This window comes from Streptomyces sp. NPDC059452 (assembly GCF_042750035.1).
Classification (GTDB): Bacteria; Actinomycetota; Actinomycetes; order Streptomycetales; family Streptomycetaceae; genus Streptomyces.
Genome location: NZ_JBHYVE010000001.1, coordinates 572,350 through 586,832 on the forward strand (window position 1 = coordinate 572,350; position 14,483 = coordinate 586,832).

Genomic DNA, 14,483 nt, shown 5'->3' on the forward strand with positions numbered 1-14,483 from the left:
ACGGCCTGGGGCGCGGTGGTCACAGCAGGAGCAGCACCGCCGCGCCCCACAGCGCCGACAGGGCCACCAGCGGCGGTCCGACCGGCATGCCCTGCCGCCCTGTCGGCGCCTCCTCCAGCGGCCGCAGCTCCGGGCGGAGCAGCAGTGCCCCCAGCTCATCGGCGGCGCGCTCCGCAACCGGTTCGCCGCCCAGACGGCGCTCCAGCCAGGCCCAGCCGGTGGGCGAGAGTTCGACGGCGGAGTCCTTGCCCCGGAGGATACGGATGCCGTCGTCGGCATGGCGTACGGCCGTGATCGCCTCCCACGGGACCCGCCGCACGCGCCACGCCCCGGTCACCCACAGCCCGTCGCGGTCGGCGGTGATCCGCCAGGTGAGCGCCGTCGCCACGGCCGTCACCAGCCACGGCAGCCCGACGGCCAGCCACAGCCAGGTCCACGACAGCCCGTCGTCGAGCATGGCCCAGATGCCGCCGCCCTGCACCACCAGCAGTCCGAGGCCGACCGCGCGCGAGAAGCCCTGCGCCTTCCACACCCGGGGGTCCGCCGTGGGCGTCAGACCGGCGGCGATCTCGTCGACGGACCTCCGCTCGCTCTCCCGCCCACCGGGCCGCGCACCACGCTTGACCCGCCCCGGCAGGGCCGACTTCACGGCGGTGGTGCTGCACTGCACCGACACCCCGTCGTCGTCCGGGTCGTCCGGCTCGTCCGCGTCGTCCCGCGCGGCGAAGGCGAGTTCGGCGCCGGTACAGGGGACGCCGTACAGGACGGCCTCCCGCAGCGGCGGGGGCGGGTCCTCGCCCCGGAGAATGTCCGTGACCTTGTTGAAGTCGATGACGGCTTCGGAGCCCTCGCCCTCCTCACCGCCTTCCTTTTCCTCTTCTTCTTCCTCCTCCTCGAAGGAGTGCAGCGAGTGGAAGTGCAGGATCGGCCGGAGGCCCTCCGTGTCGTCGGCCGCGAACACCCAGGTGCGGCTGTCGTCGTGGTCCTCGCGCACCAGCACGCGCAGCACCGGCAGCGGCCCGCGCCGCAGCCGCCGCGCACGTGTCCGCCCGTCCACGCCGTTCGCGAAGAACGCCAGCCCCGCGACGGAGCCGACCAGCACCAGCATCTCCCAGTCGAAGGCGTCGTACGGCTCCGCGACCAGCGCCGCCCAGTCGCCGTCCACCACGATGTCGACCCGGCTGCCCTCGGGGAAGTCATCGGGAGAGTCCGTCTCGAAGCGGTGGGTGCGCCCGTCCGCCTCCACCTTGAGGATGTCGGCACCGTCGTCGTCCTGCTCCACGGCCACGACCTCTCCGGACAGCCGGGTGGCGCCTGCGGCCCGCTCCTCGTACGCGTCGGCGACCCGCTGGACCTGCCAGCCGCCGAACACGGCGGCGGCCAGCAGCAGCGCGGCCAGGACGAAGGAGAACCGCCCCCGGCGGAAGGTCCGCGCGGCGGCGGGCAACGGCTGGGCGACCGGCCCGGCCGCCTCCAGGGCCAGCGCCCGCTGCCGCCCCGCGAGGGCCAGCCGGTGGACGAGCCCGGCGGCGGTGAACGCGGCGGCCAGAAGGAACACGAACGCGGAGATCTCTTCGAACACCGCCGTGGGACGGCCCTCCAGGAAGAACGCCACCAGTACGGCCCCGAGCGCCACGAGTCCGAGCCGGGGCTGCCGCACCACCCAGTACAGGGTCAGCGCCAGGAGGCCCATCAGCCCGATGCCCGGCCAGTCAGTGCCGCACGGGGCGGCGGACGTACAGGCGTCGACGGGGGACACCGCTATGTCCCAGATCAGCGCGGCGGCCAGCACCGGCACGGCCAGCAGGGGGCGCGCCCACCGGGCGGGCGCGGCGGCGAGCCAGCGCTGGGCGTCGGGGGTCCGCCAGTCGGCGGTGCCGGCGGGTATGTGTTCGGCGGGCAGCGGCACGGGGGGTCTGTTCACCCGCGCATTATGACCAGGCGCGATGTCCGGTCTGCCCGGGACCCCGGCGTTCGCGGCTCCGGTGCCTGTTTCCCGGACCGGCCGGGACCGGCCCTGCGCTGCCCGGGCCGGACCGGCCCTGCCCGGCCGGGAGAAACACGGGGTCACACGTGGACTACCGGACATGGCAGGGTCGCGCTCCGTACGCCGGGCCGTCATCCGCCCTCGCTTCCGTGGTGGGTCCGCCACCCGAGGAGCTGTCATGTCCCTTGCACCAAGGCGCCGTTCGGTCCTCCTGGCCGCCACGGTCGCCGCCACCGCCCCGGCCGCCCCCGCGATCGCATCCGCCCCGGCCGGCGCCCCCGCCCCCGCAGGCCGCCGCCCCTCGGGCCCGCTGGTCATCGGCCATCGCGGGGCGGCGGGCTGGCGCCCCGAGCACACCGCTGACGCCTACACCTACGCGGTACGGGCCGGGGCCGACTGGATCGAGCCGGACCTCGTGCCGACGAAGGACCATGTCCTGGTCGTACGGCACGAGAACGAGATCGGCGGGACGACGGATGTCGCCGGGCGGCCCGAGTTCGCGGGGCGCCGCACCACGAAGACGGTGGACGGCAAGGCGGTGACCGGCTGGTTCACCGAGGACTTCACGCTCCGCGAGCTGAGGACGCTGCGTACGGTCGAACGGCTGCCGCTGGTCCGCAACCGCAACACGGTCTTCGACGGGCGGGGGCGGGTGCTGACCTTCCAGGAGGTCGTCGACCTGGCCCGGCGGCTGTCGAGGGAGTCGGGCAGGCGGATCGCGGTCTTCCCGGAGACCAAGCACCCGACGTACTTCCGCTCGATCGGACTGCCGCTGGAGGAGGAGCTGATCCGGGTGGTCCGCCGCAACCGGCTGACGGCCCGGGAGTGCGTCGTCCAGTCCTTCGAACCGTCCAGCCTGCACCGCGTCGCCGCCGCCCGTCTCGGCCTCCCCCTGTGGCAGGCGCTGGGCACGAGCGGCTCTCCTTATGGTCACGCGGTCACCTATAAGGACATGATGAGCCCGGCCGGGCTGCGCGAGATCGCCTCGTACGCGCAGTGGATCGGCCCGGACAAGTCCTCCCTCGTCCCGCCGCACACGCTCCTCGCGGACGCGCACGCGGCGGGGCTGAAGGTGGGGGCGTACACCTTCCGGGCGGAGAACCAGTACCTCCCGGCCGCCCACCGCCGGGGCACCGCGCCGAACGACTTCGGCGACGCGTTCGCCGAGTACGCCTTCCACTACGGGCAGGGGGTGGACGCGGTGGTGACGGACTTCCCGGACCTCGCGGTGCAGGCGCGGGAGGAACTGCGGGCGTAACGGGGGCTGGTGATGACTCGCGAAAAATCGGACAAGGCCTGTCTGGTACTCGGGCTGGTCCTGCTGCCCTTCTGCCTGGGGCTCGGGTACGTGGTGGTGGGGGCGGCCGGGCGGCTCGGGCGGTTCCTCTGGACCGAGGGCGGCCCCCTGCTCGCCGAGGGCAACCTGAAGGCGTGGGCCGTCCTCGGCATGGTCCTGTTCTTCGTCGCGGTGGTGGCCTTCATCAACTGGGACGCAGGCCGGAACGGCGGCCCGAGCCCCCGGCCCGGCCGGATGGTCTACCGGGGAGAGGACTCGTACTGGGAGGCGGATCCGATCGAGTACCCGCGGAGGCCGGAGGACGATTCCCGACGCCCGCCTTCCCCGTGACCCGCCCCCCCGAATCCCCTGACCTGGCCCCGTCCTCGGCCCGCCGGCCATGATCGGCCGGACAGGTCCTAACCGGCGTCGCCGGTGCCGCCCTCGGTCGGGGAGGCGCCGGGGCGTTCGCCGCCGGGCGGGACCGGGCCCGTGGCCGCGCGGATGCTCGCCCGGGCGGCGTCGGCCACCGCGCGGGGCGTGATGCCGAACTCCTCGTACAGCCGCTCGTAGTCGGCCGAGGCCCCGAAGTGCTCCAGGCTGACCATGCGGCCCGCGTCGCCCACGACGTCCCGCCAGCCCTGGGCCACGGCGGCCTCGACGCTGACCCGGGCCCGTACGCCGGGCGGCAGCACCGCGTCCTGGTACACGTACGGCTGGTCGGCGAACCACTCGCGGCAGGGCAGGGAGACCACCCGCGCGTCGCACCCCTCGGCGGCCAGCAACTCCCGGGCCTCCAGGGCGATATGGACCTCCGACCCCGTACCGACGAGGATGACGTCGGGTGTGGCGCCACGGCTGTCGGCGAGGACGTACCCGCCCCGGGCGGCCCCTTCGGCGGAGGCGTACCCGCCCTCCCCCCGCTCCAGGACGGGCAGCGGCTGCCGGGTCAGGGCGAGGCCGGCGGGCCGGTCGTGGTGCTCCAGGACCGTGCGCCAGCAGACGGAGGTCTCGTTGGCGTCGGCGGGCCGTACGACGTCGAGGCCGGGGATCGCGCGGAGTGCGGCCAGTTGCTCGACGGGCTGGTGGGTGGGGCCGTCCTCGCCGAGGCCGATGGAGTCGTGGGTCCAGACGTAGGTGACCGGGAGCTTCATCAGGGCGGCGAGGCGGACGGCCGGGCGCATGTAGTCGCTGAAGATCAGGAACGTACCGCCGTAGGGCCGGGTGAGGCTCTGGAGCGCGATGCCGTTGAGCACGGCCCCCATGGCGTGCTCGCGGATGCCGAAGTGGAGCGTGCGGCCGTAGGGGTCGCCGGGGAACTCACCGGTCTGCTTGCCCTCGGGCACGAAGGACGGCTCGCCCTCCATGGTGGTGTTGTTGCTGCCCGCGAGGTCCGCCGAGCCGCCCCACAGCTCGGGGAGCACGGGGGCCAGCGCGGTCAGCACATCGCCGGAGGCCTTGCGGGTGGCGATGCCCTTGGGGTCGGGGTCGAAGACGGGGAGGCTGTCGGTCCAGCCCTCGGGCAGGCGCCGCTCCCGCAGCCGGTCGAGGAGCACGGCGCGTTCGGGGTGGGCGGTGCGCCACTCCTCGTAACGGGGCTGCCAGGAGCGGTGGGCCTCGGCGCCCCGCTCCCGTACCGCACGGGCGTGCTTCAGTACGTCGTCCTCGACGGTGAAGTCCGCGTCCGGGTCGAAGCCGAGCAGCTTCTTGGTGGCGGCGACCTCGTCGTCGCCGAGGGCGGAGCCGTGGGCCTTGCCGGTGTTCTGCTTGGTGGGCGCGGGCCAGCCGATGATCGTACGGAGCAGGATCAGGGAGGGGCGGCCGCTCTCGTTCTTCGCGGCCTCGACGGCGGCGAGAAGGGCGTCGACGTCCTCCACGTAGTCGCCGGTCCGGGTGAAGTCGACCGTCTGGACGTGCCAGCCGTACGAGGAGTAGCGGGCGGTCACGTCCTCGCTGAACGCGATGTCGGTGTCGTCCTCGATGGAGATGTGGTTGGAGTCGTAGAAGACGACGAGGTTGCCGAGCTCCTGGTGTCCGGCCAGCGAACTGGCCTCGGACGTGACGCCTTCCATCAGGTCGCCGTCGGAGGCGACGACGTACACATGGTGGTCGAAGGGGCTGGTGCCGGGCGCCGCGTCGGGGTCGAGCAGGCCGCGCTCCCGGCGGGCCGCCATGGCCATGCCGACGGCGGAGGCGAGCCCCTGGCCGAGCGGTCCGGTGGTGATCTCGACGCCCCGGGTGTGGCGGTACTCCGGGTGGCCGGGGGTGCTGGAACCCCAGGTGCGCAGCGCCTTCAGGTCGTCCAGCTCCATCCCGTACCCGCTCAGGTACAGCTGGATGTAGAGGGTGAGGCTGGAGTGGCCGCAGGAGAGGACGAAGCGGTCCCGGCCGAGCCACTGGTCGTCGGCCGGATCGTGGCGCATGACCTGCTGGAAGAGCAGGTACGCCAGCGGGGCCAGGCTCATCGCGGTGCCGGGGTGGCCGTGGCCCGCCTTCTGCACGGCGTCGGCGGCCAGCAGCCGGACGGTGTCGACGGCACGGACGTCGAGCGGACCCCAGCCCGCCGCGTCCGCGACCGGCGGGGCGAGCTTCGGATCACGGCCTCGGCCGGGACCGTCCGGCGCTTCGGGGGCGTCCGGGCCGTCGGGGGCGTCGGTGGGTGCCATCAGGTCCTCCTGGTCGGTGGGGGCGGGCGGCGGCGAGCGGCGCACCTGCGGTCCCCCGGCCCCGAGCCGCCCGGCTGCCTGGCCGGGTCCCCCGGAACAGCGGGTCCAAACGTGCGGTGGCGTACACAGAACGACAGAAGGAGCAAATCACTTGTGCGGGACAAAAGGGAGGAGGGGTGGTGCGGCAGGAAGAACAGCGCCGCAGGTCCTAGGCCGAAGGGCTGATCACTTCGGATCACTCCTGCTGTTAGCCTGCTCTTGCATATAGGTTGCAATAACAACTGGACGGCATTCCCAGCAGTCGGAGGGCTCGCATCATGGCCACGTACACGCTCCCGGAACTCCCGTACGACTACGCGGCGCTCGAACCGGTCATCAACCCGCAGATCATCGAGCTGCACCACGACAAGCACCACGCCGCGTACGTCAAGGGCGCGAACGACACCCTGGAGCAGCTGGAAGAGGCCCGCGACAAGGAGGCCTGGGGAGCGATCAACGGCCTCCAGAAGAACCTCGCGTTCCACCTCTCCGGCCACATCCTGCACTCGATCTACTGGCACAACATGACCGGCGACGGCGGCGGCGAGCCCCTCGCGGCGGACGGCGTGGGCGACCTCGCCGACGCGATCACCGAGTCCTTCGGCACGTTCGCGGGCTTCAAGTCCCAGCTGACGAAGGCCTCGGCCACCACCCAGGGTTCCGGCTGGGGCGTGCTCGCGTACGAGCCCCTCAGCGGCAAGCTGATCGTCGAGCAGGTCTACGACCACCAGGGCAACGTGGGCCAGGGCTCGGTCCCGATCCTGGTCTTCGACGCCTGGGAGCACGCCTTCTACCTTCAGTACAAGAACCAGAAGGTGGACTTCATCGAGGCGATGTGGCAGGTCGTCAACTGGCAGGACGTGGCGAAGCGTTACGCGGCCGCCAAGGAGCGCGCGGACGTGCTGCTGCTCGCTCCCTGATGTGACGCCGACGCACCACAGACGCCCTGCCTCGTGATCGTCTTCTCAACCTTCACTTCGGCAGGCGGATGGACGGAAAGCCCCCGCGAGGACGTGACTCGCGGGGGTTTTCCCATGCCCGGACCTCGGTTGTTAGCTGCTTAGCTCATATGCTAAATATGGAGCATGGAACCACCTTCCACCGCCCCCGACGACGAGGCGAGCGCCTTTCGTGCCCTCGCCGACCCCACCAGGCGCCAGATCCTGGAGGATCTGCGCGGGGGCGAGCTGGCCGCCGGGGAGATCGCGAGCCGGTTCTCGATCAGCGCCCCGTCCATCTCGCGCCACCTCGGCGTCCTCAAGGGGGCCGGGCTCGTCACCGAGCGCCGCGACGCCAACCGCATCCTCTACTCGCTCGCCGAGGAGCGCCTCGCCATGTGCGTGGGGCGCTTCCTGAGCGCCGTATGCCCCGAACAGATCGTGCTCCGCCACACCAAGTGGCGCCCCGCCCCGGAAGGCGATGCCCAGTGATCCGGTCCCGGCTCTCCAGCGTCATCGAGCGGCGCCTCCTGGTGAACTACCGGGTGGACCCGTACATCGCGGCGGCCCTGCTGCCCGCGCCGCTGCGGCCCCAACTGGTGCGCGGCCAGGCGGTGGCGGGGATCTGCCTGCTCCGGATCGGCGGCGTCCGCCCCGGCTGGGCCCCGGCCGCGACCGGCCTGACCAGCGAGAACGCGGCGCACCGGATCTCCGTCGAGTGGGACGGCCCGGACGGTGTGGAGCGCGGCGTCTACATCCCGCGCCGCGACACCGCCTCCCGCCTCAACGCCTTCGCGGGCGGCCGGATCTACCCGGGCGAGCACGGCCGGGCGGACTTCACGGTGCGGGAGGAGGCCGACGCGGTACGGGTGGCCTTCACGACCCGGGACGGGCAGGTGGAGGTCGACGCGACGGTGGAGCAGGCCGAGGAGCTGCGCGGGAGCGAGCTGTTCACGGACCTGGGGGAGGCGTCGGAGTTCTTCCGCCTGGGCCACCGGGGCCTCTCCCCCAACACCGGGGGCACCCACCTGGACGTCCTGGAGCTGTCCACGGACGCCTGGAAGGTGACCGCGGGCCGACCCCGTACCGTACGCTCCTCGTTCTTCGAGGACCTGGACCGCTTCCCGCCCGGCAGCGCGGTGCTGGACAGTGCGCTGGTGATGCGGGGCGTACCGGCGGACTGGTCGCAGGGGGAGCCGTTCCGGGTGGAGTGCGGGGCGGGGGCCGCGTAGGTCAGCGGGGCGTCGCCGAGGGGGCTGCCGAGGGGGCGGCCCCGGGGAGGTGGCGACCGGAACCCTGGCTGCCGGACAGCAGGCGCAGCGCGTCGGCCGAGGGTTCGTCGTTGGCGGTGTAGATCTCCAACCGGTGGTCGGGGATGTCGGGTTGGAGCCACACCTGGTAGTCGACGCTGACCCTGCCGACGGTCGGGTGCCGCATCAGCATGGTGCCCACGGTGCAGTCGGCGACATCGCCGGTGGCCCACAGCCGGGCGAAGTCGTCGCTGCGCATGGCGAGTTCACCGATCAGCTCGGCCAGTCGGCGGTCGGTGGGGTACCGCCCTGCGGTGAACCGCAGGTAGGCCACATGGATCCGGGCGAGTTCGGCCCAGTTCTCGTGCAGGTCGCGGGTGTGAGGGTCGAGGAAGAACATCCGTGGGACGGACGGCCGTCGTGCGGGGTCCTGGGGTGCGTCGAAGTCGATGTGCTCGGCGGTGAGGGCGTGTCCGGTGCGGTTCCACGCCAGTACGTCACCCCGGCGGCCGAGGACGACGGCCGGGGTGTTCCGCCCCAGGGACGTGAGCAGCGCGAGCACCCGGGGATGCAGCCGTGGGCGCTGCGGGCGGACCATACGCGGCTCCGCCCGCCGGAGCGCGAGGTTGTGCAGGTGGGCGGTCTCCGCGGGGTCGAGCATGAGGATGCGGGCGAGTGCGTCGAGGACCTGCCGGGAGGCGGTTCCGGCCTGGTCCTGCTCCAGCCGGGTGTAGTAGCCGACGCTCACCCCGGCGAGCTGGGCCAGCTCCTCCCGCCGGAGTCCGGGGACGCGGCGGGAGGTGCCGTACGTACGGAGTCCGATGTCGGCCGGTGTGACCCGGGCGCGGCGGGTCCTGAGGAACGTCCCGAGGCTCTGCGGTTCCATGGCCATGGCTCCGAGTGTAGGAGCGCGGGGCGGGGGCCAGGGGCGTCCCTGGATATCTCGGGGTATCCCTCCTGGCTATCCCTGGGCATCCCTGGGCATCCCTGGGCATCCCTGGGCATCCCTGGGCATCCCTGGGCATCCCTCCTGGGTATCCCTGCGGGGTGTCCCCATGGCGTGGGGCTGGTTGCCTGCCCCGGGCGATCCCACGCTCGTATGCATGAAGGAAACTGCTGCTCCCCACAAGCCCGGTCTGCGGGCCTGGCTGGGCCTCTCGGTGATTCTCGGCCCGGTTCTGCTGGTCGCGATGGACGGCTCGGTGCTGTTCCTGGCCATGCCGAAGGTCACCGAAGCCCTCTCGCCGACCGCCGACCAGGCGCTGTGGACGCTGGACATCTACGGATTCGTCGTCGGCTCCCTGCTCATCACCTTCGGCGGCATCGGTGACCGGTACGGCCGGCTGAAGCTGCTGATGGCCGGTGTGACGCTGTTCGGTCTCGCCTCGCTGGGCGCGGCGTTCGCGTCGAGCCCCGACCTGCTCATCGCCTTCCGGGCGCTCATGGGTCTGGCCGGGGCGACGCTGCTGCCCTCGGCGCTCGCGGTGCTCAGCGAACTGTTCGCCGACCCTCGGCAGCGGGCCCAGGCGATCGGCATCTTCGCCGCCGCCTTCGCCGCCGGGTTCGCGATCGGGCCTGCTGTGGGTGGGCAGTTGCTGAGCCACTTCTGGTGGGGCTCGGTCTTCCTGGTCAACCTCCCGGTGCTCGTACTGTTCCTGGCCGTGGCCCCGTTCCTGCTCCGCGAGGTGGCGACCTCGCGGACCGGCCGTATCGACGTCCTGGGCGTCGTGCAGTCCGTGACCGGCCTCCTGCTGACCATCTACGCCGTCAAGCACCTGGCGGCGGAGGGGTGGTCGGCGGGCATCGCGGCCGTGGGGCTGGCAGGCCTGGCCGTCCTGGTCTGGTTCGCCCGGCGGCAGCTCACTCTCGAACATCCGCTGATCGACTTCGGCCTGTTCCGGGACCGGGTCTTCACCATCGCGATCGTCACCGGGCTTCTGCCGCTCGCCGCGTGGTCGGCGACCGCCTACCTGTCGGGGGTCTACCTCCAGTCCGTACTGGGGATCTCCATCCTGCGCGCCGCGCTCCTCGCCGTCCCCGGGGCCCTGCTGCTCACCGTCACGTGCATCGTGACGCCGCTGCTGGTCGCCCGGATCGGCAAGCGGTCGGCGCTCGTCACGTGCCACCTCTTCGTCGCCACCGGCCTTCTCCTGCTGCTGCCGGTCGCGTCCTCCGGCGGGGTGGTCTGGTACATCGCCTCCACGGTTCTCGCCGGGGTCGGCTACGGCATCTCGTTCAGCCTCGTCGCCGAGACGGCCGTCGCCGCGGTTCCCGCAGAACGGGCCGGTTCGGCGGCCGCGATCGCCGAGACCAGCAACGAGATCGGCAACGCCCTCGGCATCGCGCTGCTCGGTTCGCTGTCCGTCCTCGTCTTCCGCGTGCAGGGCCCTGACCTCGCCGGTACGTTCGGCGAGACGCTCGGCCTTCCCGGACTCGCGCCCGCGGTGATCGACCAGGCGAAGGGGGCCTTCGTCACCGGCCTCCGGGCCGTCGCCGTCACCGCCGGTCTGCTCCACGTCCTCCTCGGCCTGCTGACCCTGCGCTGGGTTCCGAAGGTGCTGGATGACGGGGCTCAGGGAGAGGCCGCTGTCGTGGAGGGCGTCGCTGCGGGTGGTGGTGGAGCAGTCGGCGCTCGCTGATCGGGACCGGCTCCTGGCTCAGTGCATCGGACCGTCGCACCGAGCCCGGAACAGGACAGCAGGAGATACGAGTTCATCCGGGCGTACGCCGCCGATGCGCAGGCACGCGTCGGGGGTGCCGTCCTCGGGCGGATAGTGGAGTACGACCTGTTCGAGGAAGGCGATGCGGCCGAGCCTGTGGAGCTCGGCCGCCTGCGTACCGTCGTCGCCCGGGAAGCGGCCCGCGAGCACTCCGAAGGCCACGGCACCGTCGCCCTCGCCCTCGCCCTCGCCCTCGCCCTCACCCTCGGCCACGGCCACGGCCTCCTGGACGTCGAACCGCCAGTGCTCGGCTGCCTCGGCGAGCAGCCACTTGCCCTCGCGCCCCGATGCGGCGAGAAGGTCGGCGCCGCCTCGGAGGTGGTCCGCGAGGGCGCAGCAGATCGGGGCGGCTTCGGCGTACGGGGTCGCCACCCGGGTACGCCGCCCGTCGCGGGTGGCTCGGGTGGCTCGGGTGGCTCGGGTGGCGAACGCCAGGGCGTCGTCGAGCAGTCCGAGGGCGGTGGCCCCGGCCTGCGGGTGCCCGTGCCAGGCGATGGCGAGGAGGAAGGGGGCAGCGGTGACGGCCGCGGGGAAGACCGCCCCGCTGTGGTCGTGCAGAAGCCCGCCGCCCGCGAGGAGCGCGCCCGCGTCGGCGGCCTGGACGAGGCCCGTCGCCGCAGCGAGGGCGCGCAGGCCGGTGGCGGCGTGGTCGGGCCGGTACAGGTCGGCGGGGCCCGGCAGTCGGCCCCAGTCCACGGCTTCGATCGCGTTCAGCACCGGTGCATCGTCGCACCCCGGCCGCACGGAAGAATACCCGCGGTGGGTGGAGCGCGGCTGCCACGATGGTCTTCCCCCCGTACGCTCCCGGAAAGCGGCCCCATGAGTTCTGCCCCCACCCCCGTCCCGGCCGACCCCACCGTCCTGCACCCGATGCCCGGCCAGCCACGGGTGGTGCAGCTCAAGCCGCTGGTCACCTCGGAGCTGATCGAGGCCGGGGAGTACTCGTACTACGACGATCCCGAGCACGCCACGGAGTTCGAGACCCGGAACGTGCTCTACCACTACGGCCCGGAGCGCCTGGTCATCGGCAAGTTCTGCGCGCTGGGGACAGGGGTGCGGTTCATCATGAACGGCGCCAACCACCGCATGGACGGCCCGTCCACGTTCCCGTTCCCGACGCTCGGCGGCTCCTGGTCGGACCACTTCGACCTGCTGACGGGCCTGCCCAACCGGGGCGACACGGTGATCGGCAACGACGTGTGGATCGGCTACGAGGCGGTGATCATGCCGGGCGTCCGGATCGGCCACGGCGCGATCGTCAGCTCGCGGTCCGTGGTCGTCTCGGACGTCCCGGACTACGGCATCGTCGGCGGCAACCCGGCCCGCCTGATCCGCACCCGGTACGAGGAGGCGGACATCGCACGCCTGCGGGCGGTGGCCTGGTGGGACTGGCCCGCGGACCACCTGACCCGCCACATCCGTACGGTGATGTCGGGCACGGTGGCCGAGTTGGAGGCGGCGGCTCCGGGGACGGGGCACTGAGGCTTCCCAACTCCTCGGCAGCGTGCGGATCTACTGCCGACAGCTACGAAACACCTGGTCGGAGACCCGCCCCCAAGTAAAGTCACCGCCCATGACCACAGTTGATCAAGAACGCCCGGAGCCTCCGCTCGCCGGTGACGAGGCCGCTGCCCTTCTGGGCTCCCTGGAGCGCCAGCGCGCGACTTTCGCATGGAAGTGCGGCGGCCTGGACGCGGCCGGTACGAGGGCGACGGTCGGCGTCTCCACGATGACCCTGGGCGGCCTGCTCAAGCACATGGCCCATGTCGAGGACGCCCATTTCTCCCGCCTCCTGCTCGCCCAGGGCCCGGGCGCCCCCTGGGACACGGTGGACTGGGACGCCGAACCCGACTGGGACTGGAAGTCGGCCGCCGACGACACCCCGGAACAGCTGATGGAGCTGTGGCAGGCCGCCGTGGCCCGCTCCCTCGCCGTGGTCGACGAGGCACTCACGCACGGCGGCCCGGAGCAGCTGGGCCGGTTCACCACCGCCGACGGCAAGTCGCCCAATCTGCGGCGCATCCTGATCGACATGATCGAGGAGTACGCGCGCCACATCGGGCACGCCGACCTGATCCGGGAATCGGTGGACGGGCTCGTCGGGGAGTAACACGCCGCCGGGCGGCCGCCGAAAACCCCGGCCCGCCCGGCCCGCCGCCCGCCCCGACCCGGTCAGCCCTCGAAGGCACCGGCTTTCACACCGTCAATGAACGCGGCCCAGTGCCCGGGGCCGTAGAACTGGAGCCCGCCACCCGGGTCCTTGCTGTCGCGCACGGCCCGGCCGCCGTCGGCGGTGTGGGCGACCTCGACGCACTCCTGCTGGCCGCCCTGCGAGGCGCTGGACTTCTTGAACTCCGTGATGACCTGTTGCCGCTTCACCGCTGTCCCCTCTCGCCGAAGCTCTGCTCTGACGGTCAGCCCTCGAACGCGCCGACCTTCACCCCGTCGATGAACGCTGCCCAATGGCCAGGGCCGTAGAACTGGAGCCCGCCAGCCGGGTCCTTGCTGTCCCGCACCGCGCGGCCGCCGTCAGCCGTACAGGCCACCTCGACACACTCGTTGGCCGACCCTCCCCCGGAGAAAGTCGACTTGGCGAAAGGACTGACGACTTGCTGGCTGGTCAAGATTCCTCGTTCTCCGTGGTGATGCCGTCCATGGCGCTACGGATGAAGGCGATGCTCCGATCAGGAGTGAGGGCCGCAGACCTGAGCGTGTCGAACGCGTGGACGTACCCCGCCATGTCCTCATGATCTTCCAGAATCACGCTGTTGACCAGTGTGTCCTGCACGATGGCTTCGGGCGATGCCTCATGCGCATAGGAGAGCGCTACGAACCCGGGCGAGACACGGGCCGCCGCCCACTCGCTCTGGGGCAGCACCTGGATGGTCATATTGGGCTGCTTGGCCATCTTGACGAGGTGCGCCAACTGCTCGCGATGAACGGTCGGCGAAGGCATCGGGCCGGCGATCGCGGGCTCCCAGATGACGGCGGCGAACCGCGCGCCCGACTCCTCGAAGACCCGCCGCCGCTCCTGCCGCACCTTGACGATGCCGTCGGCCGCTTCGGCGCTGAGGACCTCAGGATTGGCCTCGGTCAGGGCCTTGGTGTAGTCCGGTGTCTGGAGCAGGCCAGGAATGAAGACGGGCTGCCAGGACCGGATGTACGTCGCGTCCGTCTCCAGCGACAGGAAGTCGCCCAGCCGCTCGATCGTGGGTGACTGGAAAGGGAAGTTGAGCCACCAGCCGCGCTTGTTGCTGTCGCGCGCCAGCTTCTCCAGTCGACTGCGCTCGACCTGATCCTTGACCCCGTAGAGGTCAAGCAGCACGCGAACGTCACCGATGCGCGCACTGACCGTGCCGGACTCGACTCTGCTGATCTTGGCAGTGGAACAGTCGACCGCTTCGGCGGCGTGCTCCTGATCGAGGCACGCGTTGAGCCGTAGCCGCTTGAGCGTGGCCCCCAGCCTTCGACTGCGGACCGTGGACTTCCCACCTGCGGGCATAGCTCCCCCTCTCCCTTCTGGCCAGTCTGCCTGGCAACTGTTCGCTCTCGCTAGCGAGTTGCCCCGTACGAGTGAATGCAAGCTTGCATCACAGAACTGCTTGCC

At 71.8% G+C, this 14,483-nt stretch carries 15 protein-coding genes; 8 read left to right on the forward strand and 7 right to left on the reverse strand.

Going from position 1 to position 14,483, the window contains the following annotated elements; translation table 11 throughout:
• Positions 1-19: 19 nt before the first annotated feature.
• Positions 20-1,924, reverse strand: a complete 1,905-nt coding sequence (locus ACFW9Z_RS02610) for a hypothetical protein (RefSeq protein ID WP_384633141.1) — start codon at positions 1,922-1,924, stop codon at positions 20-22.
• Positions 1,925-2,165: 241 nt separating this feature from the next.
• Between ACFW9Z_RS02610 and ACFW9Z_RS02615 the strand changes: the two genes are divergently transcribed.
• A complete protein-coding gene (locus ACFW9Z_RS02615) occupies positions 2,166-3,245 on the forward strand; it encodes a glycerophosphodiester phosphodiesterase family protein (protein WP_384633144.1) in 1,080 nt (359 codons plus the stop codon).
• A 12-nt stretch (positions 3,246-3,257) separates the two neighbouring features.
• A complete protein-coding gene (locus tag ACFW9Z_RS02620) occupies positions 3,258-3,614 on the forward strand; it encodes a hypothetical protein (protein WP_384633147.1) in 357 nt (118 codons plus the stop codon).
• Between the two features lie 68 nt (positions 3,615-3,682).
• Here ACFW9Z_RS02620 and tkt read toward each other — a convergent pair whose 3' ends face one another.
• Entirely contained in the window at positions 3,683-5,929 is a 2,247-nt protein-coding gene (gene tkt / locus ACFW9Z_RS02625; RefSeq protein WP_384633149.1) for a transketolase, read from the reverse strand.
• Positions 5,930-6,246: 317 nt separating this feature from the next.
• Between tkt and ACFW9Z_RS02630 the strand changes: the two genes are divergently transcribed.
• From ACFW9Z_RS02630 to ACFW9Z_RS02640, 3 genes are all read left to right on the forward strand, one after another.
• Positions 6,247-6,888, forward strand: coding sequence for a superoxide dismutase (locus ACFW9Z_RS02630; RefSeq protein WP_093687176.1), 642 nt, complete (start codon positions 6,247-6,249; stop codon positions 6,886-6,888).
• A gap of 165 nt (positions 6,889-7,053) precedes the next feature.
• Entirely contained in the window at positions 7,054-7,398 is a 345-nt protein-coding gene (locus tag ACFW9Z_RS02635) for a metalloregulator ArsR/SmtB family transcription factor (protein ID WP_384633154.1), read from the forward strand.
• Positions 7,395-8,138: a DUF2071 domain-containing protein gene (locus tag ACFW9Z_RS02640; RefSeq protein WP_384633157.1), complete on the forward strand. Its 744-nt coding sequence runs from the start codon at positions 7,395-7,397 to the stop codon at positions 8,136-8,138. Before ACFW9Z_RS02635 ends, ACFW9Z_RS02640 begins: the two co-directional genes overlap by 4 nt.
• Before the next feature lies 1 nt (position 8,139).
• Here the strand turns inward: ACFW9Z_RS02640 and ACFW9Z_RS02645 are convergent, their stop codons facing one another.
• On the reverse strand, positions 8,140-9,048 hold the full coding sequence (locus ACFW9Z_RS02645) for a helix-turn-helix transcriptional regulator (RefSeq protein ID WP_384633159.1): 909 nt from the start codon (positions 9,046-9,048) through the stop codon (positions 8,140-8,142).
• Between the two features lie 211 nt (positions 9,049-9,259).
• Between ACFW9Z_RS02645 and ACFW9Z_RS02650 the strand changes: the two genes are divergently transcribed.
• Complete coding sequence (locus tag ACFW9Z_RS02650) at positions 9,260-10,795, forward strand: MFS transporter (RefSeq protein WP_384633162.1); 1,536 nt, start codon at positions 9,260-9,262, stop codon at positions 10,793-10,795.
• A gap of 18 nt (positions 10,796-10,813) precedes the next feature.
• Here the strand turns inward: ACFW9Z_RS02650 and ACFW9Z_RS02655 are convergent, their stop codons facing one another.
• Positions 10,814-11,593 carry a hypothetical protein gene (locus ACFW9Z_RS02655; protein WP_384633165.1) on the reverse strand — a complete coding sequence of 260 codons (780 nt, stop codon included), beginning with the start codon at positions 11,591-11,593 and terminating at the stop codon, positions 10,814-10,816.
• A 102-nt stretch (positions 11,594-11,695) separates the two neighbouring features.
• On the opposite strand from ACFW9Z_RS02655, the gene ACFW9Z_RS02660 reads away from it, so the two are divergent.
• Both ACFW9Z_RS02660 and ACFW9Z_RS02665 read left to right on the forward strand, forming a co-directional pair.
• Entirely contained in the window at positions 11,696-12,358 is a 663-nt protein-coding gene (locus tag ACFW9Z_RS02660; RefSeq protein ID WP_384633168.1) for a CatB-related O-acetyltransferase, read from the forward strand.
• A gap of 91 nt (positions 12,359-12,449) precedes the next feature.
• Positions 12,450-12,986 carry a DinB family protein gene (locus tag ACFW9Z_RS02665; protein WP_384633170.1) on the forward strand — a complete coding sequence of 179 codons (537 nt, stop codon included), beginning with the start codon at positions 12,450-12,452 and terminating at the stop codon, positions 12,984-12,986.
• A 62-nt stretch (positions 12,987-13,048) separates the two neighbouring features.
• On the opposite strand, the gene ACFW9Z_RS02670 is transcribed toward ACFW9Z_RS02665, so the two are convergent.
• The 3 genes from ACFW9Z_RS02670 to ACFW9Z_RS02680 are packed head-to-tail and all read right to left on the reverse strand — an operon-like array spanning position 13,049 to position 14,378.
• A complete protein-coding gene (locus tag ACFW9Z_RS02670) occupies positions 13,049-13,255 on the reverse strand; it encodes a DUF397 domain-containing protein (protein ID WP_384633173.1) in 207 nt (68 codons plus the stop codon).
• Positions 13,256-13,290: 35 nt separating this feature from the next.
• Complete coding sequence (locus ACFW9Z_RS02675) at positions 13,291-13,500, reverse strand: DUF397 domain-containing protein (protein WP_384633176.1); 210 nt, start codon at positions 13,498-13,500, stop codon at positions 13,291-13,293.
• Positions 13,497-14,378, reverse strand: a complete 882-nt coding sequence (locus ACFW9Z_RS02680) for a helix-turn-helix domain-containing protein (protein WP_384633179.1) — start codon at positions 14,376-14,378, stop codon at positions 13,497-13,499. The genes ACFW9Z_RS02675 and ACFW9Z_RS02680 overlap by 4 nt, the downstream gene beginning before the upstream one ends.
• Between the last annotated feature and the right edge of the window lie 105 nt (positions 14,379-14,483).